Raw genomic sequence first — 22698 nt, 5'->3', positions numbered from 1 at the left:
GTGCATCTTGCGGCGTCCTTACCGGTCAGAATGACAAGCGGGCTTCCGTGCCGAACGGAAGCCCGTTTTTGTTTGGTACGGTTTTGCGCGGTTTTCTCCGGCGTCGCGTGGCGCTCGCGCTCGGCAAGCGGGGGACACACGCGGCAGGCGGCTGCGCGAAGGCCCGTGTCTCTCCACGAAACGGGACGGCGTGGCCCTCGTCTCCGCGCGTAGACGGACAGCCCGTTGCCTCGAAACCCGCATCCGACCGATATTCCCGGCCATGCGGGCATGGCGCGATGGGTTTCAGCGCCACGGGATTGTCTACGGAACAAGACGGCACTCGTGGCTCGCGTTCGTGTTCATCCGAAGCGCGAAAGCGCTGTGAACCTGCACGGCAGCGCCGCCGACGCGACATCCGTGCATTCGGCGCGAAACTTGCATTGGAGCAGCCGCCGTCGGCTCGCCCGCTGCGTGCTTCGACTGACGGCAGCGGATGAGCCCCGGCGCCGAAACAACAAGACAATGGAGACGACGATGACAGGGAAACTGCCGTTCAGACGTGCCGCCACTGCTCTTTGCACGACGATGTCCGCGATACTGCTCGCCGCGTGTGGCCACGGCGACGATCACCACAACAACCCGACCACCAACGCGCTGCCTTCGTTCGTGGTGTCCAGCAGCGTCACGACGACCGCCTATGACGGCAACAGCGACGACCTGCTGACGGGCGGCCTCGGCAAGACGGGCCTCGGCTCGGCGACGCCGCCTTCGTTCGCGAACTCCGCCGCGCCGACGCCCGCCGAGTTGCGCCGCCTTGCGATCTGGTCGAACTACCGGGCGCTCGTCGACATGTCGGCGAACGGCGGCTATGGACGCTTCTGGGGGCCCAACGTCGACCTGAACGGCAACGACACGCTTGGCGAGGGCAAGATCGCCGGCACCGAGTATCTCGCCTACGCCGACAACGGCACCGGCCAGCAGAACGTGACGTTGATGGTGCAGGTGCCGTCCACGTTCGACCCGAACAATCCGTGCATCGTCACGGCGACGTCGTCGGGTTCGCGCGGCGTTTACGGCGCGATTTCGGCGGCGGGCGAGTGGGGCCTCAAGCGCGGCTGCGCGGTCGCCTACACCGACAAGGGCAGCGGCAACGGCGCGCACGAACTGGCGACGAGCCTCATCACGCTGATGAACGGCACGGTCGCGGCGGCAACGGCGGCGGGCACGAAGAGCCTCTTCACGGCGAACGTGTCGTCGAGCGCACTGTCGACGTTCAACACCGGCTTTCCGAACCGCTACGCGTTCAAGCACGCGCACTCGCAGCAGAATCCCGAGCAGGACTGGGGGAAGAACACGCTCGAAGCCGTGCAGTTCGCGTACTGGGCGCTCAACCAGCAGTTCGCGCCGGCCGTCGACAACAACGGCCAGCAGCACGGCGTGCGCTACAACCCCGGCAGCATCACGACGATCGCGGCGTCCGTCAGCAACGGCGGCGGCGCGTCGCTCGCGGCGGCTGAGCAGGACACGCAAGGGTGGATCACAGCTGTCGTCGTCGGCGAGCCGCAGATCAACCTGCGCATGGCGTCGTCGGCGAAGGTGCTGGAGGGGGCCGTCCCCATTCCCGCAGCGGGCGCGCCGCTGGCCGACTACATGACCTACGCGAACATGCTGCAGCCGTGCGCGGCGGCCGCGACGGCGGCGACAGGCTCGCCGTATCTGACGGCGCTGCCGCTCGCGACCACCCAGGCGATCCGCGCGGCGCGCTGCGCGTCGCTGGCGGCAGGCGGCTTCGTAAGCGGCGCGGACGAAACGAGCCAGGCCAACGATGCGCTCAACCGTCTGCACGAGGCCGGCTACGAAACCGATTCGGACCTCCTGCACGCGCCGATGTGGGATTCGCAGGCCGTGCCCGCCGTCGCCGTCACGTATGCGAACGCGTACACGAAGTCGAGCGTCGTCGACAATCTGTGCGGCTTCAGCTTCGGCACGACGAACGCGACGACGGGCGCAGCGGGCGTCGCGCCGGCGGCGCCGCCGATGTTCTCCATCTTCGGCCTGGGCAACGGCGTGCCGCCGACCAACGGGATCAACCTCGTCTACAACAACTCGGCGGCGCCGGGCGGCGCGGACCATCGGCTCGCGACGGCCGACGCCAGCTTCACGGGCGCCGCGTGTCTGCGCGCGCTGTGGACGACGGGCGACCAGCGCATGCAGGACAACGTCAACGCGATCCGCGTGAACGCGAATCTGCACGGCAAGCCGGCCATCATCGTGCAGGGCCGCAGCGATGCCCTCGTGCCCGTGAATCACGCATCGCGCGCGTATCTGGCGATGAACAACATCACGGAGGGATCGAAGAGCCAGCTGTCGTTCTATGAAGTGATGAACGGCCAGCACTTCGACGCGTTCCTCAGCACGGCCGGTTTCGACACGCGCTTCATCCCGGTTCATTACTACAACATCCAGGCACTCGATCTGATGTGGAATCACCTGAAGAGCGGCGCGCCGCTGCCGCCGTCGCAGGTGATCCGCGCAGTGCCGCGCGGTGGCACGCCGGGTGCTGCGCCTGCATTGACGACGGCGAATCTGCCCGCGATCTCGATGAGTCCGGGTGCGAATGCGATTCAGGTCGGAGCGGGCGCGGTGAACGTGCCCAAGTGAAGGGCATGAAGGTATGAAGGACATGAAGCGCCGCTTGCCGTAGCGACGATCGCATCGCTCGCGTCAGTGCGGAAAGTCAGCGCGGAAATGACGCGAGCGGTGTGACGCGCGCATGAGATGCCGTCGCAACGATGCACACGAATGGAGCCGAACGCAGGGTGCCTTGCAAGCACCTTGTCGGACACGCCGCGTGTGCATCGTTTAAACGCGACGGACCATCGTGCTTGTACGCCGTGACACACTGTTTACCCGTCGCGTGAAGTACTGTGAAGTATCGACGCTTCCGGAGCGACGGCCATGGACAGACACGCCTTCATTTACACCGATCTTCCGATCGGCGAACGCGCCGCGTTCGAACTCGTGTGCGCGCGGCATGGTTTTGCGCCCGCGCATTTCGACATCAGCGCCACCGACGATCCCGACGACGCTTCACACCACGCGCGCCTCCTGACGATACGGCGCGGCGGCTGGGCGCAGTCGTATCACGAGGACCAGGCAGGCCACTGGATCCGGCAGTTCGAAACCGACCTCAACTGCCGCTTCTTCAAATGACCGTCGCGTCATGCCATCACGAGCTTCACGCCGACGAGTGTCAGCGTCGCCGCGAGCAGGTTGCGCAGCAGCTTGTCCGGTGCCTTCGACGCCAGATAGCTGCCGATCATGATGCCCGGAATCGAGCCGACCAGCAGCGACGCGAGCAGCGACCAGTTGACCGAACCGAGCAGCCAGTGGCCCGCGCCCGCGAGCAGCGTGAGCGGCACGGCATGCGCGATGTCCGAGCCGACGATGCGCGTGATCGGCAGCATCGGGTAGAGCAGCAGCAGCACCGTCACGCCGATCGCGCCCGCGCCCACCGACGTCAGCGACACCAGCACGCCGAGAACGGCCCCCGTCAGCATCGTCAGCGCGAGCGTGCTGCCCTGGCCCGTCGCGCGCCGGCGCGAGGCCGCGAACGCGGTGAGCTGCGGCCGGAACACCAGCGCGATCGCGGTGATCAGCAGCGCGACACCGAGCACGACGGAAATCAGATGGCCGCCGCGCTGCGATTCCATTCCGTAGCGATGCAGCAGGATCAGCGTGACGGTCGCGGCGGGCACGCTGCCGGCCGCCAGCCGCAGCGTCACCTGCCAGTCGATCGATCCCTTCACGCCGTGCACGAGCGTGCCCGTCGCCTTGGTCGCGGCCGCGTACAGCAGGTCCGTGCCGACGGCCGTCGCCGGATGGATGTTGAAGAGCAGCACGAGGATCGGCGTCATCAGCGAGCCGCCGCCGACGCCCGTCAGCCCGACCAGAAAGCCGACGAAAAGGCCCGACGCGGAATACAGGAGATCGATGTGGGGAAGTGCCATTGCTCGGACCGCGGACGGTCTCTTAAAGAATTCGGTTGCGGGCAGGCTTGCCGGTACTGTCGCCAGAAGCCGCGCGCGGGCTGTGCCTGAAGGCGGTTCCTCAGGCGGGGGCTCGGGCAGTCCGTCGGGCGGTTCCATCGGGCTGCGGCGCGGCGAAAGACCGCTATTGTCGCAAAACCGGCGGCGCAACGTCCTGATGTCCGCCGATGTCCGCAATGATGCCGGCTCCCACCGCCCGTTTACAATAGCGTTTCGGGCGCCGCGGGCGCGTCGGACGGCGCTTGCACGGGGCGTCGACGATGTGCGCCGCGCGATGCGTTGCCCGTGCCTCCCCATCCGCAGACCGATAAAAATGAACTACGGCGTCGCCTACGCAGTCCTCGCATTCACCCTCTGGGGACTCTTTCCCGTCTACTTCAAGACGCTGCACCAGATTTCGCCGATCGAAATGCTCGCGCACCGGATGGTGTGGTCGATGCTGTTTCTTTTCATCGTGCTGGCCGTGCGGCAGCAATGGCGCTGGCTCGGTCCCGTGCTGCGCGACCGGAAGCTGCTCGGACGCTTCGCCGCGAGCGCGCTGTTGCTGTCGACGAACTGGGGCACCTATATCTGGGCCGTCAACGCGGGGCATATCGTCGAGGCGAGCCTCGGGTACTTCGTCAACCCGCTGATCAACGTGCTGTTCGGCTTCGTGTTTCTCGGGGAGCGGCTGCGCCGCGTGCAGTGGCTTTCGGTGGCCGTCGCCGCGTGCGGCGTGCTGTGGCTCACGTGGGAAAACGGCCATCCGCCGTGGATCAGCCTCGCGCTCGCGTTCAGCTTCGCGGGCTACGGACTGCTGCGCAAGACGGCGCAGCTAGGCGCGCTCGAAGGGCTGACGCTCGAAACGGTGCTGCTCTTTCCCGTTGCCGCGCTGTATCTGTTCGTCGCGTCGTCGCATGGGGCGAGCGGTTTCGGCGACGCGTCGTTCGGCGTGAAGGTGCTGCTCGCGCTCGCCGGCCCGATCACGGCCGTGCCGCTGCTCCTGTTCGCTGCGGGCGCGCGGCGCATTCCGCTGTCGATGCTCGGGCTCATCCAGTACGTGACGCCGTCGCTGCAACTGCTGATCGGCGTGCTGATCTATCAGGAGCCGTTCGGACACGTGCAACTGATCGGCTACGGCGCGATCTGGATCGCGCTCGCCCTCTATTCGCTCGACGGCTTGTGGCGCGCGCGCTTCGCGCGGGGCGTGACGGCGACGCGATAAACGAAAGGCCGCCCGCAGGCGGCCCGGCTTGCTGCTGACGATATGCAAGCGCCTGCGTCAGATCGCGCGGCGCACTTCGGCGACGCCGAACGCGGCCAGTGCAAATCCCGCAATGCGATCAATGACAACGCGCAGCTTGTGCCCGATCGCATGACGCGCGAGCGACACGGCCGTCACGAGAAGGCACCACCAGGCAATCGATCCGCAAAATACGCCCAATACCGTCGTGAGCGCGACGTTCGACGAAAACGGTCCGCGTGGCGCGAGCGTCGTGAAGAGGGCGGCGAACATGATGATCGTCTGCGGGTTGGTCAGCGTGAGCAGCAGCGCGCTAGCGAAAGCCTTCAGCGCGCCGGCATGGCCGATGCCCGCGAGCCTGCCTTCGCCGTTGTTTCCGTTGCCGCCGTTGTTCCCATTGTCGGCGGGCACTTTCTGCAACATCGTGCGAATGCCGAGATACAGCAGAAAGAGCCCCGCGACGATATGCAGCGGCTTGTCATAGGCCAGCATGAACTGCGACACGCTCACGAGACCGAGCGCGGCGATCAGGCCGTAGAACGCATCGCCGCCTGCAATGCCGAAGCCGATCGCGAGACCGGCGCGCGGACCATCGGTGAGCGTGCGGCGAATGCACAGCATGCCCATCGGACCGACGGGCGCCGCGACCGCGAGACCCACGCCCGCTGCCGTGAGAAAAAGACCGGGACTGAACATCGATGCTCCTGTGTGTTATGACGAGGGCCATGCCGGATGGCCATCCGCAAGCATAGCCGCGCGGCGCGCCGGCGGGCAATGCCGGCAAAAAACGGCCGCGCGTTCGTCGCGAAAGCGCGCGTGTCGCGGCTCAGATCGTTCAGGCCTCCACCGGATGCTCCCTGTCGCGATGATGATCGGCGGCGAGGAACATATACATCGCGGGCACGACGAAGAGCGTGAACAGCGTGCCGATCGACAGCCCCGTGAAGATCACGAGCCCCATCGCATTGCGGCCCGCCGCGCCCGCACCCGACGCGATCACGAGCGGCAGCACGCCCAGCACCATTGCCGCCGTCGTCATCAGGATCGGCCGCAAGCGCACGCCGGCCGCTTCTTCGAGCGCCTCGCGCTTGCGGCGTCCCGCGCGTTGCAGCTCGTTGGCGAACTGCACGATCAGGATGCCGTGCTTGCTGATGAGGCCCATCAGCGTGACGAGACCGACCTGCGTGTAGATGTTGAGCGTCGAGAGTCCCATGTTGATGAAGATGAGCGCGCCGAACAGCGCCATCGGCACCGACACGAGAATCACGACAGGATCGCGGAAGCTCTCGAACTGCGCGGCGAGCGCGAGAAACACGATGATCGTCGCGAACAGCAGCGTGATCACGAAGCCGCCGGACTCCTGCACGAACTGCCGCGACAGGCCCGAATAGTCGGCCGTGTAGCCTGTCGGCGCGACGTCGGTGGTGGCCTTGCGCAGGAAGTCGAGCACTTCGCCCTGCGAGATGCCCGGCGCGAGCACGCCGGAAATCGTCGCTGAATTGAGCTGCTGGAAGTGATTGATCGACTCGGGCACGATGGTCTGCTTCAGATGCGTGACCGTCGATGCGGGAATCACGCTGCCATCGGGCGTGCGCAAATAGTAGTCGAGCACTTGCGACGGGTTCAGCCGGTCCGTTTGCAGCACTTGCGGAATCACCTTGTACGAGCGGCCCGCGATCGAAAAGTAATTGACGTAGTTGCCGCCGAGCGCCGCGCCGAGCGTCTGCCCGACGTCGCTTTGCGACAGGCCGAGCGAAGCGACCTTGTCGCGGTCCACGAGCAGCACGCTTTCCGGCTTGTCGATCTTCAGGTCGCTGTCGACGAAGAAGAACATGCCGCTTTCGCGTGCCTTTTGCAGCACCGCTTGCGACACTTCATTGAGGTTCTCGAACGGCTCCGTCGTGCTGATGACGAACTGCACGGGCAGCCCTTGCGCGCCCGGCAGCGGCGGAAACTGGAACGCGGCGACGCGCGCGCCCGCAATGCCGTTCCATTGCTGCTGCAATTCCTGCTGCAATTGCGTCGCGCCTTTCTTGCGCTTGTCCCACGTCTTGAAGAGCACGCCGCCGATGCCCTGGTTCAGCGTCGGTGCGCCCGTCAGCTGGAACATCTGCGAGTACTCGGGCAACTGCTTCGAGATGTCGAACACCTGGTCCGCGTAAGTCTGCATCTGCTGGATCGTCGCGTTCGGCGGGCCCTGGATCTGCGACAGCACGATGCCCTGGTCCTCCTGCGGCGCAAGCTCCGATTGCGACGTCATGAAGAGATACACTGTGCCGCACAACAGCAGCGCGCCCATCACGATGAATACGGGCCACGTGTCGAGCATCGCGTGCAGAAGACGCCCATAGCCGCGATGCACGCGCTCGAACTGCCGGTCGACGAAGCGCGCGAAGCGCCCCGACTCCTGATCCGTGCGGAAGAAGCGCGAGCACATCATCGGCGATAGAGACAGCGCAATCGCGCCCGATACCGTCACGGCGCCCGCCAGCGAGAACGCGAATTCGGTGAAGAGCGCGCCCGTCAATCCGCCCTGAAAACCGATCGGCAGGTACACGGCAACGAGCACGACCGTCATCGCGAGAATCGGTCCGCCGAGTTCGCGCGCGGCGATCAGCGCGGCTTCGAAGGGCTGCTTGCCTTCCTCCTTCATATGCCGGTCGACGTTCTCGACCACGATGATCGCATCGTCGACGACGAGCCCGATCGCGAGCACGAGCGCAAGCAGTGTCAGCAGATTGATCGAATAGCCGAGCAGCTGCATCACGAAAAACGTGCCGATCAGCGACAGCGGCATCGCGATCACGGGCACGATCACTGCGCGGAAGCTGCCGAGGAACAGGAAGATCACGGCCGTCACGATCAGCAGCGCTTCGACGAGCGTCTTCACCACCTCTTCGATCGCCGTGTTGATGAAGTCGGTTGCGTCGTAGACGATGTCGCCCGTCATGCCTGTCGGGAACTGCTTCTGCAGATCGGGGAAGATCGTCTTCACGCGCTTCGCGACGTCGAGCACGTTCGCATCGGGCGCCACCTTGATGCCGATGAACACCGAACGCTTGCCGCTGAACGCGACGTTGAAATCGTAGTTGTCCGCGCCGAGCACGACGTTCGCGACGTCTTCGAGGCGCACGATCGCGCCGTTCTTCTGCTTGACGACGAGCTTCTTGAAGTCGTCGACGGAATGCAGGTCCGTGCCCGCGTTCAGATCGACGCTGATCATCTGGCCTTTGGTCGTGCCGAGCGTCGCCAGGTAGTTGTTGTTGCCGAGAGCCGTGAAGACGTCGGCGGCCGTGACGTTGTGCGCGGCAAGCCGGTTCGAATCGAGCCAGGCGCGCAGCGCGAACTGACGTCCGCCGAGAATCTCCGCCGTCTGCACGCCCTGGATCGAATCGAGCTTCGGCTTCACGACGCGCAGCAGATAGTCGGTGACGTTGTTGCTCGGCAGCACGTCGCTGTAGAAGCCCATGTACATGGCGTCGGTCGTTTGGCCCACCTGCACCGTCAGCACCGGCTGCTGCGCTTGCGGCGGCAACTGGTTGCGCACCGACGCGATCTGCGTGTTGATCTCCGTCAGCGCGCGATTCGAGTCGTAGTTCAGGCGCAGCGTCGCGGTGATCGTCGAGACGCCCGTGCTGCTCGTCGACGACATATAGTCGATGCCCTGGGCCTGCGCGATCGCGGATTCGAGCGGCTGCGTGATGAAGCCGGCCATCGTGTCGGCGCTCGCGCCGTAGTACGACGTCTTGATCGTCACCACGCCGTTTTCGGTCTGCGGATATTCGCCGACTTTCAGCGCGGATAGCGACCGCAAGCCGAGCACGAGAATCAGCAGACTCACCACCGATGCAAGCACCGGGCGTTCAATGAAAATGTCGGTGAATTTCATCGGGCGGCCTCTTATTGTTCCTGAGGCGTCGGATTCGGGTTGTCAGCAGGCAGCACGCGGTTGTCGATCACGAGCGGCGTGCCGTTCTTCAGCTTCAGCTGGCCGCTCGTCACGACCTGCGTGCCTTCGCTGATGCCCTTGAGAATCGCGACCTGATCGCCGCGTGTCGGCCCCGGCGTGACGAACACCTGCTGCGCGACAGGCATGATCTTGCCTTGTGCGTTCTTTTGCGCGCCGGGCTTCACGACGAACACGGTCGCGCCGTACGGGTTATAGGTGATCGCCGTTTGCGGCAAGGTCAGATAGCGCTGTACGCCGCCCGCGTCGATCTTCACATTCGCATACATGCCGGGCAGCAGCTTGCGCTCGTGGTTGTCGACGGTCGCCTCGATCTGCACGTTGCGCGTCGTGCTGTCCACGCGCGGATTGATCGAGCGGATCTTGCCGTCGAACGTGCGGTTGCTGAACGCATTCGTATCGACGACGATGGCCTGACCGACCTGCAATTGCCCGAGCTGCTGTTGCGGAAGATAGAAGTCGGCGTAGATCGGATCGATCGCTTGCAGCGTGACGATCGCATCGCCCGGATTGATGTACTGGCCCGGGTTGACCGTCGTGATGCCGACGCGTCCCGCGAAGGGCGTGCGTATCGTTTTCTTTTCGACGAGCGCGGCCTGCTGATCAACCTGGGCTTTCTTGCTCTTCAGGTCGGCGGCATCGGCGTCGAGCTGCGCCCTCGCAATCGCCTGAATGTCGAACTGCGCCTTGTCGCGTTTGTAGACGGTTTGCGCGAGTTCCGCGGCGGCCTGCAGCGACGCGAGCTGCGCGCGGTCCGAATCGTCGTTCAGGCGCACGAGCACCTGGCCTGCCTTCACCTCCTGGCCCGAGCTGAATGCGATTTCGCGCACGAGCCCCGCCACTTCCGTCGTCACGTCGACGCCGCGCACCGCGCGCAGGCTGCCCACGGCGGCGAGCTGCGGCTGCCATGTCTGATAGCCCGCGACAGCGGCCGTGACGGTCGCGGGCGGCACGGCATTGCTCGCCATGAACTTTTTGAGCATGTGCGCCCTGAACAGATTGAAGCCGACCAGCGCGCCGAGCAGTACGCCCACGCAGATCAGCATGATGATCATCCGCTTGGTCATCGTCCGCTTTGTCATCGGTCTTTTCGTTGTCATCGTCGTCTTGTCCTTGCACGGCAAACTGCTCTGCATGAGACGGGAGTAAGCCCTAAAGCGCTAACTCCTGTCGACATGACGCACAAACTCGTCCGGCGGCGCTGCCGTCTGATCGCATGCGACGCGCGGCTTGCAAAAAGATTCACTGCGGCCTGGCAGACGCCGGGGCGGCCGCCGGCGTGGCCTGGGCTGCCTGGCTCGTCGCCGTGTCGTTCCACCAGCCGCCGCCGAGCGCCTGGAACAGCGCCGCCGTGTCCGCATAGCGCGCGGCCTGCGCCTGCGCGAGATTCACGACGGTCTGCTGGTACTGGCGCTCTGCGTCGAGCAACGCCAGGTAGCTGACGCCGCCGACGCGAAACTGGCCGCGCGTCAGATCGAGCGAATCGCGGGCCGCGTGCCATGCTTCCGTCTGCGCAAGCAGACCGGTCGCATCGTGTTCGAGCGCGCGCAATGTATCGGCGACGTTCTGGAACGCGAGCAGCACCGTCTGCCGATACTGCGCGTTGGCCTGATCGAAGGCGGCTTCGGCTGCGCGCTTTTGCGCGCTCAGCTGGCCGCCGTGAAAGATCGGCTGCGTGACGCCTGCGCCGACGCTCCAGATCATGTCCGCGTACTTGAGAAGGCCCGCGGGCGTCAGCGCCTGCGGGCCGTAGCTCGCCGAGAGCGTGAGCTTTGGATACATGTTGGCCGTCGCGACGCCGACCTGCGCGCTCGCCTGATGCAGCGTGGCGTCGGCGGCGAGGATGTCGGGCCGCTGCCGCACGAGCGACGACGGCACGCTGACGGGCAAGCTCTGCGGCAGCGTGAACATGGACAGCATGAACTCGGGCACACCCGTGTCGCTGGGGGGCTTGCCCGCGAGCACGGCGAGCTGATGGCGCATCTGATCGAGCGACTGGCGCAACGGCGGCAACGTCGCGCGCGTCTGCGCGACGAGCGTTTCCTGTGAGAGCACGGCGGCGCGGCTCACGCCGCCAAGCTCGAACTGCTTGCGCAACACACCGAGTTGCGCGTCCTCGTCGGTGGCGATGCGCTCGGTCGCTTCGATCTGCTCACGTAACGAGGCTTCCTTGACGGCCGCCGTCACGATGTTCGCCGACAACGCGAGATACGCAGCTTGCAACTGAAAGCCCTCATAGTCGACCTGGGAGCGCAGCGATTCGAGTTCGCGCCTTGCACCGCCAAACACATCGAGGTTGTACGACACGCTCACCGATGCGTTATAGAGGTTCAGCACTTCCGTGAGTCCCGGCTGGCCGAACGTGACGCCGTTGAATTTCTCGCGCGTCGCACTGGCCTTCGCATCGACGGACGGATACAGCGTGGTGCCCATTTGCGCGCGCAGATTTTCGCCGGCCTGCCTGAGCGCCGCTTGCGCCGCGGCGACGTTGGGACTGTTGGCGAGCGCTTCGCGGATCAGCGCGTCGAGCGGCTCGCAGTGAAAGAGCGTCCACCATTGCGCGGGAATGTTCTGGCCGGCCACGAACTGTTGCGGGACGCCCGATGCGCCCGGCGACGACGCCGTTTGATCGGGCAGCGGCGTGGGCGTGTAGGATTCGATGGCGGGCGGGGCGGGCGTGCGGTAATCGGGGCCGACCATGCAACCGCTCAACGAGCCAGCGATCAGGACGGTGATCGACGCGGCACGCGCGAGAGATTGACGTGCTGCGTAGCGGCACGGTGCGTCGTGCAAGTGTCGATGCAAACGACTGCGACTGAAACTGCGGTTGGCGTCATCGATCATCTTCCACCTTCTCTCACCTGCGGGGAGTACGAACGAAATAGCGAATGCAGAAGTGAACTCTCACCGGGCTAAAGCCTGATGCTTCTGCGCCTCGCGACGCATGATTCCTGCTTCATGGCGGACTGCCTGACCTACGCCTCAAGGCGTGGGTCAGGTCTTACATTCGCTCCACAGGCAACTTCCGGCGTCCCACCGGTCGTACTGCTGTTCTTGCGTCGAAACGCAACGCGCTTTTTCGGTTTCTCGACAGAGAAGGCTCCGTCGCGCAATGCCTCGATTCCGCGGGTCCTGATGTTGATCCCCGCGTTATGGTCGGCATGCAGCGCGAAACCACAGCGTACACAGACAAACCGACCGGCATCCCGGTTGTCTGCGTGGATGTGCCCGCACCGGGAACATCCTCTTGATGTATTTTGGGCAGGCACCTTGCCGACCAGCTTGTTCTGTTTCGCGGCCTTATAGCGCAGAAACACGTCGATTCTGCCCCAGCACGAGGTGAGGATCTTCCGGTTCAGGCCAGCCTTTGCCTTGGCTCCGTTTCTAAGCCACTTTCCCGTGCGCTCGTCTTTCACGGCCTTGGGGCGGCGGCTCATGTTCCGGACCTTGAGATCCTCGAGCACAAAGAAGCGCGCTTCGCTGTTGACGACCCGGTACGTGAGCCGGTGGGCGAAGTCGTTACGCACGCGTGCGGCGTAGTCCTGCCGCCGGGCAAGCCGTCTGGCCAGCCTGCGGTGGTTCGCCGAGCCTTTCTGCGATCGCGCCATGCGCCGCTGATACCGCTTCGCACCGATCTCCTTGCGCCGCATGCGTTCGACAGTCACAGGATCGAAGCGGAACTGCTCGCCAGCGCTCGTGGCGACACAGTTGTCGGCCACATTGCGATCAAGGCCGAGCGTGACTCCGGCGAGCGTCTCATCGTCGAGCGCGTTCAACTCGTACGCCAGTTCGTGCGGCTCGCGCGGGATGACATTGCTCGCGTGCTCGTAACAGAAACTCACGAACCATTGGCCGGCAACCTCGCGGAGGACGATACTCTTTGGCAGCCCAAACGGACGATGCGCCCTGAACGGCAACCAGCCGACGGGATCGGCCTTCGTGCCCAGTTCGATGGCCGGTCCCGCAGCGGTCTGAACAAAGCGGAACAGTTCCGCCGTCACATGGACGCTGTTGAAGTCCCTGCGGGTCCGGCGACGAGGTGCTTTGCCGAGCTTTTTCAGCTGGCGTTGCTTGGCGTTCATCCAGCGTACCGCGCCGTTGCGCAGGATCTGACTGGGCACCTCGTACAGCCAGGGTGTGAGCTCCCGGTCCTTGAAATGCGAATACGCCTGGTCGAGCGGGGTGTTGATTTCCACGTTACCCGAGGCCATCTCAAGCTGGCGTTGCGCCGCGAACAGCCGATCTTCGTTTACCTTACCGTTGTAGATGAAACGCTGACAGCCAATCCATCGCGCGAGCGTCGACGCCAATCGCGCATCGGGATAGGACCTGAATCGAACGCCAGACTGGAGTATCGAAGACATGTGGGTACTGTACATCCATACATATACGTGTCAAGCCAATTCGATCCACATCGGCCCCAGAAACGAACCGTCGGTTCGCCGCCTATCCTTCCTTCCTGTGAACGGGGAGAATTGCCGGCTTCCTTGTTCAACAGCCAGATGCCGCGCATAGCCTAGCATTGGTCGTTGCAAACGCCATCATGTAAGCGGAAGCTTTAGGGGATTTGGCAGTTGGCAAAGGTTAAATGCATCGCGGGCGCGCATGCAATGACGCGTATGCACAAAGACAAAGGGCACAGCATACGCCATGTGGTGACATATGCAGTGCTCTCAGAGAGGATTGAAGGACTATTCCGTGATCGGTTGAAAATCGGCGCAGGGAAGGATTTGACAATTCGGCAAGGCGCGGGTGGCAAGCCTTGAGATCTAGTGCGTATCCGCCGTGCGTTCGCCAGACGTCGCGACCGTGCCCGGCCTGCGCAGCATCTTGTCGACTTCGCCCGCATGCATCTCTTCGACCGAGATCATTTGCCGCGCATATTCTTCGAGCGCAACGGAGCGGTCTTTCACTAGCGCAAGCAGATCGCGATACAGGCCGAGCGCGACATCTTCGGCTGCAAGCGACTCGCGCAGAATGGACGCGATATCCGTCGTATGCGAATCGAGCAATGGTCCGATGCCGAGCGACGGATATTCGCCGAGCGTCGTGATCCATTCGCCCGCGAGATGCGCATGCGTGAGCGATTCGTCGGCCTGCTGACGCAGCCACGACACGATCGGGATGCGGCCAAAGCCGAACACCAGAAAAGAGTAGTGCGTGTAACGGACCACCCCAGCCAGCTCGGATTCGAGAATCTGGTCGAGCACGGCAATGACCTTGTCCTTTTCGATCTCTGACATAGCGCCCTCCGCGAAGCTCGTCGAATGCCGGTTAATGCTGGTTAGACGAAGGCTTTCATTGTTGGCCCCGGCTTTCCAAAGATCAAGCGAATAGGCGCGGCGTTGCAATCAGCGAGTGACGACGACGCCAGGCACGACGGCGACCGGCTGCGCATAGACGATGCTTCTTGCGGGCGCAACGGCATAAGCGGGCGCCGCGACGACGGGGACGGCCACCGTCGCATAGGGCAACGGTTTCGCGGGCGCGGGCGGCGGCACGACGGCGACATATGGAACCACGGGCACCACGGGCACGACAGGTGTCACAGGCGCGCTGTTGACGACGGGCACGACATAGGGCGGTTGCGGCGGCACGTAATAGAGCGTGCGCGGCGGCGCATAGACGACAGCGGGCACATAGGCCGCATGGACGAACACAGTGCCGGCGAAGGCGCTGGTCGAGCAGGCGATACCCATCGCGGCGATCGCGGACGTATAAGCAGAGCGAATGTTCACATCAAACTCCTCGGCGGACGAGCGGACAGTCGGCGGATGCGATGCGAAGTCCTCACATCGCCGCCGACGTGCAGACGATACGCAACGCATCCTCGAATGGGCAGCGATAACTTGTTTCATTCGATGTCGCCGGAAAAGCACGCTCATGCTTGAAGCGTTTGCTTCGTTTGCTTCGTAATCGCGATGCCGCGCGCGATGCAACGGCGCATCGAAAACACCCGTAAACGCACGGCCCGGATGAAACGCGGCGACATAACTTTGAAATTGCCTTCCGCCTTCCGGACAGTAAGAATTCGCTTCGCCAACGACGAATCGCAACACCACGTGAGCGAAGAAGTTGAATGAACCGATTGGAGAGTGACATGAAGAAGTGGATCGCCATGCTTGCCTTGTGCATCGCATCGACGGGCGTGCTGGCGCAGACGGCGCCGCAACCGATGGCCGCATCGCCGCGCATGGAGCGGATGATGCAGGAGTTGCAGCAGCGCTTTGCCGCCGCCAACACGACGCATGATGGCAAGCTGACGCTTGCGCAGGCCCAGACAGGCATGCCGCGCGTCGCGCAGCATTTCGGCGAGATCGACACGCAGAAACAGGGCTATGTGACGCTCGGACAGATCGAGCAATTCATGGCGCAGCGCGCGGGATCGCACTGACGGAAAAACGGGTCGGCCCGAAGCTAAACTGTTGCAAGTAGCGAAAGGAGCCATCGCATGGACCGACCCGCCCGCATCATCGTGCTCGACGACGAAGCGGAACTGCGCAACATGCTGCAGCGCTTCCTGAGCGGACATGGCTTCGAAGTCCGCGCCGTCGAAAACAGCAAGCGGCTCGAACGCTATTTGCAGCGCGAGCCCTATGATCTGCTGGTGCTCGACCTGATGATCGGCGAAGAGGACGGCTTGCAGATCTGCGCGCGCCTGCGCGCGGAAGGCCATACGATGCCGATCCTGATGCTCACGGCAAAGGGCGATCCGCTCGACCGCGTGATCGGTCTCGAAACGGGCGCCGACGATTACCTCGCGAAACCCTTCCTGCCGCGCGAGCTGGTGGCGCGCATCAACGCGCTGTTGCGCCGCCAGAAGATCGCAGCGGGCGACCCGACCGTCACCACGCAAACGCTGCGCTTCGGCGACTTCCGGCTCGATGTCGGCAAGCAGTGTCTCTATCGGCTCGATGCGCCCGTCGAACTGCATTCGGCGCAGATGCTGCTGCTGACGGCGCTCGCAGCGTCGCCGAACCGCGCAGTGAGCCGCGACAATCTGATCGCGCGCGCGAGAGGGCGCGATCACGATGCGCTCGATCGCAGCATCGACGTGCAGATTCTGCGCTTGCGGCAGGCGATCGAAAGCGATCCGTCGAAGCCCCGTTTCATCAAGACCGTATGGGGCGTCGGCTATATGCTCGTCGCCGACGTCGAAGCATGAACGCGCGCATCCTGTCGCGCGTGCTGCCGCGCAGCGTTCTCGCGCGCAACATCATGCTGCTGATCGTGCTGATGGCGGTTAGCCAGGTCTGCGCGCTGAGCGTGCTGATCCATTATGTGCAAAGCCCGCGCACCGAGCGCGCCGCTGCCGTGTTCGGCACGTACATCAAGACATTGGATAACGCGCTCACCGCGTCGCCGGAGATTGCGCGCGACACGCTCGTCGCGCGGCTCGACGCGCGCGACGAACCGCCCGCCGATGCGGTCACGGAGCCGCGCGTCAGACTGCTCGCGTTCTACCGGCTTCATCAGTTGCAGCTGTTTCTGGAAAGTCTGCGCCACTATCTGCCGTCGGGCACGGAAGTGCGTTGGCAACAAGCCGGCCCACGCATGTGGATACGCATGCACGTCGCGGGCAAGCCGTACTGGATCGGCTTGGGGGTGCCGGAAGAAGCGCAGGGCGGCGGCATGCTGACAGCCGTGTTGCTGTCGCTGGGACTCGGCCTGCTGGCGGCGTTGACGGGCTTCGGGCTGCAAAGCTATCTGAACCGTCCGCTGCAGGAACTCGCGCATGCGGCTCGGCGCGTGAGCGCGGGCGAAACGCCGCCGCCTTTGCCCGTCGACGGACCGACCGAAATCGCGCAGGTGAGCGGCGCGTTCAATCAGATGATGCAGGCGTTGCAGCAGGCCGAGGCGACGCGCGCGCTGATGCTCGCGGGCGTTTCGCACGATATTCGCACGCCGCTCACGAAGCTGCGTCTCGCGATGGCGATGGCGAACGAGACGGGCGGCGACGAAGCATTCGCCGGCGCGGCGGAGTCGTATCTGGACCAGATCGACACGATCCTTCAGCAGTTCATGGACTACGCCGGAAGCGGCGAGCGCGAGACGCCGCAGCCCGGCGATCTGAATGCGCTGATCAGCCAGCTTGCCGCGGACTTCGCGGGCCTCGGTCACGAGTTCGCGCTGTCGCTCGGCGAGCTTCCCGAACACGCGTTCCGGCCGATCACGATGATGCGGCTCGTGATGAACCTGATGCAGAACGCCGTCGTCTACGGGCAGACGGGCCTTGCTGTCAGGACATGGGTCGATGCGGATGCGATCCGTGTGGCTGTCGGGGATCGCGGCAAGGGTTTGAGCGCGGAAGAACTCGAACGCCTGAAGGCGCCGTTCCAGCGCGGCAAGAATGCGCTCGGCAAGACGGGCGGCACGGGGCTGGGGCTTGCGATCGTCGAGCGCATCGCGCGCTTGCATGGCGGCACGCTGGAGTTTCATCCTCGCGAAGGCGGCGGGCTCGAAGTGTGGGCCGTGCTGCCGATTCAGCGTCGCGTGGCCGAGCAACCGGCTGCGTGATCTTCACGCGGTTGGCATCCACAGGTGACACCGCGCTTCGCAAGACTTTTCCCGCGCGAGCCGCTAATCTGTCGGCTGTCTTGATCGGCCACGCCAGCGAAAAGCGGAGCTGCGATGACACGCGTCGAACGCCCCTTCGATATCGAACGTCTGGAAGATGAATGGCTCGAGGCCGATGGCTTCGGCGGCTTTGCGTCGGGCACGGTGGGCACGTTGCGCACGCGCCGTTATCACGCGCTGCTGCTGACGGCGACGCGCGCGCCTGCGGGGCGCGTGGTGCTCGTCAATGGCATCGAAGCGTGGATCGAAGCGAACGGAGCGCGCTATCCGTTCACGATGCAGCGCTACGCGCCCGACATTCTGTATCCCGACATCGTCGCGAGCCTGATCGCATTCGATACGACGCCGTGGCCGACATGGCGTTTCCGGATCGACGCGCAGACGAGCGTGATCGCCGAAGTGTTCGTTGCAAAAGCGACGTGCGAAACGGTGCTGCGCTGGCGGACTGAGTTCGAAGAAGATACGCCGCGCGATTACACGATCGCGCTGCATGTGAGACCGTTGCTGTCGGGCCGCGACTATCACGCGCTGCATCACGAGAACGGCGCGTTCGATTTCAGCGCGCGCGTCGATGGCGAGCGCGTGCAGTGGCAGCCGTATCGCGATCTGCCCGCGATACGCGCGCTGACGAACGGCGCATATGAACATGCGCCCGACTGGTATCGCAACTTCTGTTATGTGCGCGAACGCGAGCGCGGCCTCGACTACACGGAAGACCTCGCGACGCCCGGCGTCTTCAGCTTCGATCTTCTGAGCGATGCGGCTGTCATGGTGCTGAGCGCGGACACGAGTGATGCGCAGCACGACAGGCAAGCGGCAAGCGCTCACGCCGATGCGCTTGCGAATATGGAAGCATCGCGTCGCGCTGCTTTCGCGTCGCGCCTGCAACGTTCCGCCGATGCCTATGTCGTTGCGCGTTCGACGGGCCACACGATTGTCGCGGGCTTTCCGTGGTTCACCGATTGGGGCCGCGATACGTTCATCGCGATGCGCGGTCTGCTCATCGCCACAGGTCGCTATTTGGAAGCCGAATCGATCCTGCTTGCGTGGGCGGGCACGATCTCCGAGGGCATGTGTCCGAACCGCTTTCCGGACTATGGCGACGAGCCGGAGTACAACTCGGTCGATGCGTCGCTCTGGTTCGCGATCGCCGTGCTCGATTATCTGGCGACGGGACATGCGTCGAACTCAACGCGAGACCGCTTGCAGGAAGCCGTCGATACGATTCTGTCCGGCTACACGCAAGGCACGCGCTATGGCATACGCGCCGACGACGACGGCCTGTTGCGCGCCGGCGTGCGCGGCGTGCAGCTCACATGGATGGACGCGAAGGTCGGCGACTGGGTCGTGACGCCGCGCATCGGCAAGCCCGTCGAAGTGCAGGCGCTGTGGTTCAACGCGTTGCAGATTGCCGCGCAATGGAACGCGCGCTGGCGCGAGCCCGCAATGCGCGCGGCGCAGTCGTTTGCCGGGCGCTTCGTCGATCCGCAAACGGGCGCGCTGTTCGACAACGTCGATGTCGATCATGTGCGCGGCGCCGTCGATCGCTCCGTGCGTCCGAATCAGATATTCGCTGCCGGCGGGCTGCCGTTCGCGCTCGTCGAAGGGGAGACGGCGCGCGCCGTCGTCGCGCAGGTGGAAGCGCATCTGCTGACGCCGCTCGGATTGCGCACGCTCTCGCCGGCAGATCCCGCGTATCGCGGGCGCTATGCGGGGACGCCGCTTGAGCGCGACGGCGCCTATCATCAGGGGACCGTGTGGCCCTGGCTGCTCGGGCCGTTCGTCGAAGCATGGCTGCGCGTGCAACGTCCCGATGCCGCCGCACGCGTCGCGGCTCGCACACGCTTTCTCGCGCCGCTCGATGCGCATCTGGACCGCACGGGCCTCGATCACATTTCGGAAGTCGCGGACGGCGACGCGCCGCACGCGCCGGGCGGCACGCCGTTTCAGGCGTGGTCGCTCGGGGAACGGTTGCGTGTGGGGGTGTTGCTTGGGGAACGCGTCAGCGCCGATGTGCCCGCTGCGCCACACGAACCCCCCAACCGCGCTACGATGTGACTCCTGCCGTCACCACGAGAGGAAGGACGCTGCCATGCCTGCGCTGCGCGCTGCGAATCTGCTTTCCACGACCGAGGGGATACGTCTGCATTCCGCCGAGTGCGCGCGGTGGCAGCGCTGGGGCCCGTACCTCAGCGAGCGTCAATGGGGCACGGTGCGCGAGGACTACAGCCCGAACGGCACCGCATGGGACTACTTCCCGCACGAGCACGCGCGCAGCCGCGCGTATCGCTGGGGCGAAGACGGCATCGCCGGATTCGGCGACGAAACGTTGAACTGGTGCGTGGCGATTGCGATGTGGAATCGCGCCGATCCCATTCTGAAGGAGCGTCTCTTCGGCCTCACGAATCAGGAAGGCAATCACGGCGAGGACGTGAAGGAGCTGTACTTCTATCTGGACGGCACGCCGACCCATTCCTATATGCGCATGCTGTACAAGTACCCGCATGCCGCATTTCCGTATCAGGATCTCATCGAGGAAAACGCGCGGCGCGGCGGCGATATGCCCGAGTACGAAGTGCTCGATACAGGCGTGTTCGACGATCTGCGTTATTTCGATGTGACCGTCGAATACGCAAAGAACACGCCGGAAGACATCGTAATGCGCGTCACCGTCGAGAATCGCGCGGACGAATCGGCAGCGCTCGATCTTCTGCCGCAGATCTGGGCGCGCAACAAGTGGTCGTGGAAGGATGTCGACGAACGGCCGAAGCTCGTCAAGGAAACGGTGCACGGCGTCACACATCTGCTGGGCACGCATCCGGGCCACGAGCCGATCGTCGTGACGGCGTGGTCGCCCGATACGACCGTGCTCGAATGGATTTTCTGCGAGAACGATACGAACGTCCGGCGTCATTTCAACATGGAGGCGGCGGGTCCGTTCAAGGACGGCTTCAACGAATACGTCGTGCATGGCGACGCCGACGCGATTCGCCGCGACGCGGGCACGAAGGCGGCCGCGCATGTGCCGTTGAATCTGCCGCCGCATGGCACGGCCGTCGTCTATCTGCGCTGGCGGCCCGAGTTCGCCGTCGACGACGAGCCTCTCGACGTCGACGAGCTGTTCTCGCAGCGCATCGCGGAAGCCGACGCGTTTTATGCAGCGTTGCAGCGCGACATCGACGGCGCGGACGAGCGCCTCGTGCAGCGTCAGGCCCTGGCGGGCATGCTGTGGTCGAAGCAGTACTACCAGTTCGACGTGCAGCGATGGATGGACGGCGATCCTGCGCAGCCCGCGCCGCCCGAATCGCGCAAGCAGGGCCGCAACCGCGACTGGCGGCATCTGTGCAATGCCGACATCGTGTCGATGCCGGACAAATGGGAGTACCCGTGGTACGCGTCATGGGATCTCGCGTTTCATGCGGCGGCGTTCGCGTTGATCGATCCCGCGTTCGCGAAGCGTCAACTGCTGTTGCTCGTGAAAGACCGCTACATGCATCCGAACGGGCAAATCCCCGCGTATGAATGGGCGTTCAGCGATGCGAATCCGCCCGTGCATGCGTGGGCCGCATGGCGTGTCTATGAGATCGATCGCGCGCTGACGGGCAGGGGCGACCGCGATTTTCTCGAGCTGGTCTTTCACAAACTGCTGCTCAACTTCTCGTGGTGGGTGAACCGCAAGGACGCCGATGGCCGCAATATTTTCCAGGGCGGCTTTCTCGGGCTCGATAACGTGGGCATCTTCGATCGCTCGTCGCCGCTGCCGACGGGCGGCCGCATCGATCAGGCGGACGGCACGGCATGGATGGCCGCGTATGCGCTGGACCTGATGCGCATCGCGCTCGAACTCGCGTTTGCGAACCATGTGTTCGTCGATATCGGCGTGAAGTTCTTCGAGCACTTTCTGTATATCGCGCAGGCCGTCAGTTGCGAAGACAATTGCGAAACCGGCCTGTGGGACAGCGAAGACGAGTTCTTCTATGACAAGCTGCGCTTGCCCGACGGCTCCAGCACGCCGATGCGCGTGCGCTCGATCGTCGGCCTGATTCCGCTGATCGCGGTGCATGTGCTCGAAGAACGCCTGCATGGCTCACTGCCGGGCTTGCGCGATCGCCTCGTATGGTTCTTGCGCTTTCGGCCCGATCTCGCGCGGCTGGTATCGCGCTGGAACGAGCCGGGACGCGGCAACAGCCTGCTGCTCTCGCTGCTGCGCGGGCACCGGATGAAGGCGCTGCTCAGGCGTGCGCTCGACGAAGCGGAGTTCCTCTCCGATCACGGCGTGCGCGCGTTGTCGCGCGTGCATCGCGACAATCCGTTCGTCTACCGGCACAACGGTCAGAGCTTTTGCGTGAAGTACCTGCCCGCCGAATCGGATTCGCGCGTGTTCGGCGGCAATTCGAACTGGCGCGGACCGGTATGGATGCCCGTCAACTATCTGCTGATCGAATCGCTCTACGAATTCCACCGCTATTACGGCGACGATTTTCGCCTCGAGTATCCGACGGGCTCGGGCAACAAGCTGTCGCTGGCCGAGATCGGCGATGCGCTCGCGCGGCGCACGACTACGCTCTTTCTGAAGGACAAGAACGGCGAGCGTCCCGTGATGGCCGCGTATCCGCTGTTGCAGGCGGACCCGCGCTCGCAGGATCTCGTGCTCTTTCACGAGTACTTTCACGGCGACAACGGACGCGGCGTGGGCGCATCGCATCAGACGGGCTGGACAGGGCTCGTCGCATTGCTGTTGCAGCCGCGCGAAGTCGCGAGTTCGGGGAATGTGCCCGCGGCGGCAGGGGTTGCTCAATCGGCCGCCGCTGCCGCGCCGACTCCGGTTGCGGTGAAATAGCGCGTGCATTACATCTGCCTTGCGCACGGCTGACGCGTGCTTGACGTATCGCCTGGATTGC

The 22698-nt window shown here is 64.4% G+C and carries 16 protein-coding genes; 8 read left to right on the top strand and 8 right to left on the bottom strand.

Going from position 1 to position 22698, the window contains the following annotated elements:
* Positions 1 to 516: 516 nt before the first annotated feature.
* Both VSR68_RS23330 and VSR68_RS23325 read left to right on the top strand, forming a co-directional pair.
* Positions 517 to 2643, top strand: a complete 2127-nt coding sequence (locus tag VSR68_RS23330; RefSeq protein WP_342942101.1) for a 3-hydroxybutyrate oligomer hydrolase family protein — start codon at positions 517 to 519, stop codon at positions 2641 to 2643.
* A 297-nt stretch (positions 2644 to 2940) separates the two neighbouring features.
* A complete protein-coding gene (locus tag VSR68_RS23325; RefSeq protein ID WP_342942100.1) occupies positions 2941 to 3195 on the top strand; it encodes a hypothetical protein in 255 nt (84 codons plus the stop codon).
* Between the two features lie 8 nt (positions 3196 to 3203).
* Here VSR68_RS23325 and VSR68_RS23320 read toward each other — a convergent pair whose 3' ends face one another.
* Positions 3204 to 3992 carry a sulfite exporter TauE/SafE family protein gene (locus VSR68_RS23320; RefSeq protein WP_342942099.1) on the bottom strand — a complete coding sequence of 263 codons (789 nt, stop codon included), beginning with the start codon at positions 3990 to 3992 and terminating at the stop codon, positions 3204 to 3206.
* A gap of 352 nt (positions 3993 to 4344) precedes the next feature.
* Between VSR68_RS23320 and rarD the strand changes: the two genes are divergently transcribed.
* Positions 4345 to 5235: an EamA family transporter RarD gene (rarD, locus tag VSR68_RS23315; RefSeq protein WP_342942098.1), complete on the top strand. Its 891-nt coding sequence runs from the start codon at positions 4345 to 4347 to the stop codon at positions 5233 to 5235.
* A 57-nt stretch (positions 5236 to 5292) separates the two neighbouring features.
* Here the strand turns inward: rarD and VSR68_RS23310 are convergent, their stop codons facing one another.
* From VSR68_RS23310 to VSR68_RS23280, 7 genes are all read right to left on the bottom strand, one after another.
* The gene (locus tag VSR68_RS23310) at positions 5293 to 5949 is read right to left on the bottom strand and encodes a LysE family translocator (protein WP_342942097.1); all 657 of its coding nucleotides are present in this window, start codon (positions 5947 to 5949) and stop codon (positions 5293 to 5295) included.
* Between the two features lie 139 nt (positions 5950 to 6088).
* Positions 6089 to 9142, bottom strand: a complete 3054-nt coding sequence (locus VSR68_RS23305) for an efflux RND transporter permease subunit (protein WP_342942096.1) — start codon at positions 9140 to 9142, stop codon at positions 6089 to 6091.
* Positions 9143 to 9153: 11 nt separating this feature from the next.
* The gene (locus VSR68_RS23300) at positions 9154 to 10320 is read right to left on the bottom strand and encodes an efflux RND transporter periplasmic adaptor subunit (protein ID WP_342942095.1); all 1167 of its coding nucleotides are present in this window, start codon (positions 10318 to 10320) and stop codon (positions 9154 to 9156) included.
* A 142-nt stretch (positions 10321 to 10462) separates the two neighbouring features.
* Positions 10463 to 11920, bottom strand: a complete 1458-nt coding sequence (locus tag VSR68_RS23295; RefSeq protein WP_428983569.1) for an efflux transporter outer membrane subunit — start codon at positions 11918 to 11920, stop codon at positions 10463 to 10465.
* Between the two features lie 275 nt (positions 11921 to 12195).
* Positions 12196 to 13584: a transposase gene (locus tag VSR68_RS23290; RefSeq protein WP_342942093.1), complete on the bottom strand. Its 1389-nt coding sequence runs from the start codon at positions 13582 to 13584 to the stop codon at positions 12196 to 12198.
* Between the two features lie 405 nt (positions 13585 to 13989).
* Positions 13990 to 14463, bottom strand: a complete 474-nt coding sequence (locus VSR68_RS23285; protein WP_342942092.1) for a ferritin-like domain-containing protein — start codon at positions 14461 to 14463, stop codon at positions 13990 to 13992.
* 108 nt (positions 14464 to 14571) lie between these two features.
* A complete protein-coding gene (locus tag VSR68_RS23280) occupies positions 14572 to 14958 on the bottom strand; it encodes a hypothetical protein (protein ID WP_342942091.1) in 387 nt (128 codons plus the stop codon).
* Positions 14959 to 15320: 362 nt separating this feature from the next.
* Between VSR68_RS23280 and VSR68_RS23275 the strand changes: the two genes are divergently transcribed.
* The 5 genes from VSR68_RS23275 to VSR68_RS23255 all read left to right on the top strand — a co-directional run bounded on the left by VSR68_RS23275 (position 15321) and on the right by VSR68_RS23255 (position 22637).
* A complete protein-coding gene (locus VSR68_RS23275) occupies positions 15321 to 15614 on the top strand; it encodes an EF-hand domain-containing protein (RefSeq protein ID WP_342942090.1) in 294 nt (97 codons plus the stop codon).
* Positions 15615 to 15671: 57 nt separating this feature from the next.
* Positions 15672 to 16385, top strand: coding sequence for a response regulator (locus VSR68_RS23270; RefSeq protein WP_342942089.1), 714 nt, complete (start codon positions 15672 to 15674; stop codon positions 16383 to 16385).
* Positions 16382 to 17737 (top strand): ATP-binding protein, encoded by a 1356-nt coding sequence (locus tag VSR68_RS23265; RefSeq protein WP_342942088.1) that lies wholly within the window; start codon positions 16382 to 16384, stop codon positions 17735 to 17737. Before VSR68_RS23270 ends, VSR68_RS23265 begins: the two co-directional genes overlap by 4 nt.
* A 114-nt stretch (positions 17738 to 17851) precedes the next feature.
* Positions 17852 to 19855: an amylo-alpha-1,6-glucosidase gene (locus VSR68_RS23260; protein WP_342942087.1), complete on the top strand. Its 2004-nt coding sequence runs from the start codon at positions 17852 to 17854 to the stop codon at positions 19853 to 19855.
* 34 nt (positions 19856 to 19889) lie between these two features.
* Positions 19890 to 22637, top strand: coding sequence for an MGH1-like glycoside hydrolase domain-containing protein (locus tag VSR68_RS23255; RefSeq protein WP_342942086.1), 2748 nt, complete (start codon positions 19890 to 19892; stop codon positions 22635 to 22637).
* Positions 22638 to 22698 lie beyond the last annotated feature (61 nt).

This window comes from Paraburkholderia phymatum, assembly GCF_038900715.1.
In the GTDB taxonomy this organism is placed as follows: Bacteria; Pseudomonadota; Gammaproteobacteria; order Burkholderiales; family Burkholderiaceae; genus Paraburkholderia; species Paraburkholderia phymatum_A.
Note: the sequence above shows the minus strand (reverse complement) of the source record. Positions and strands in the feature narration are given on the sequence as shown.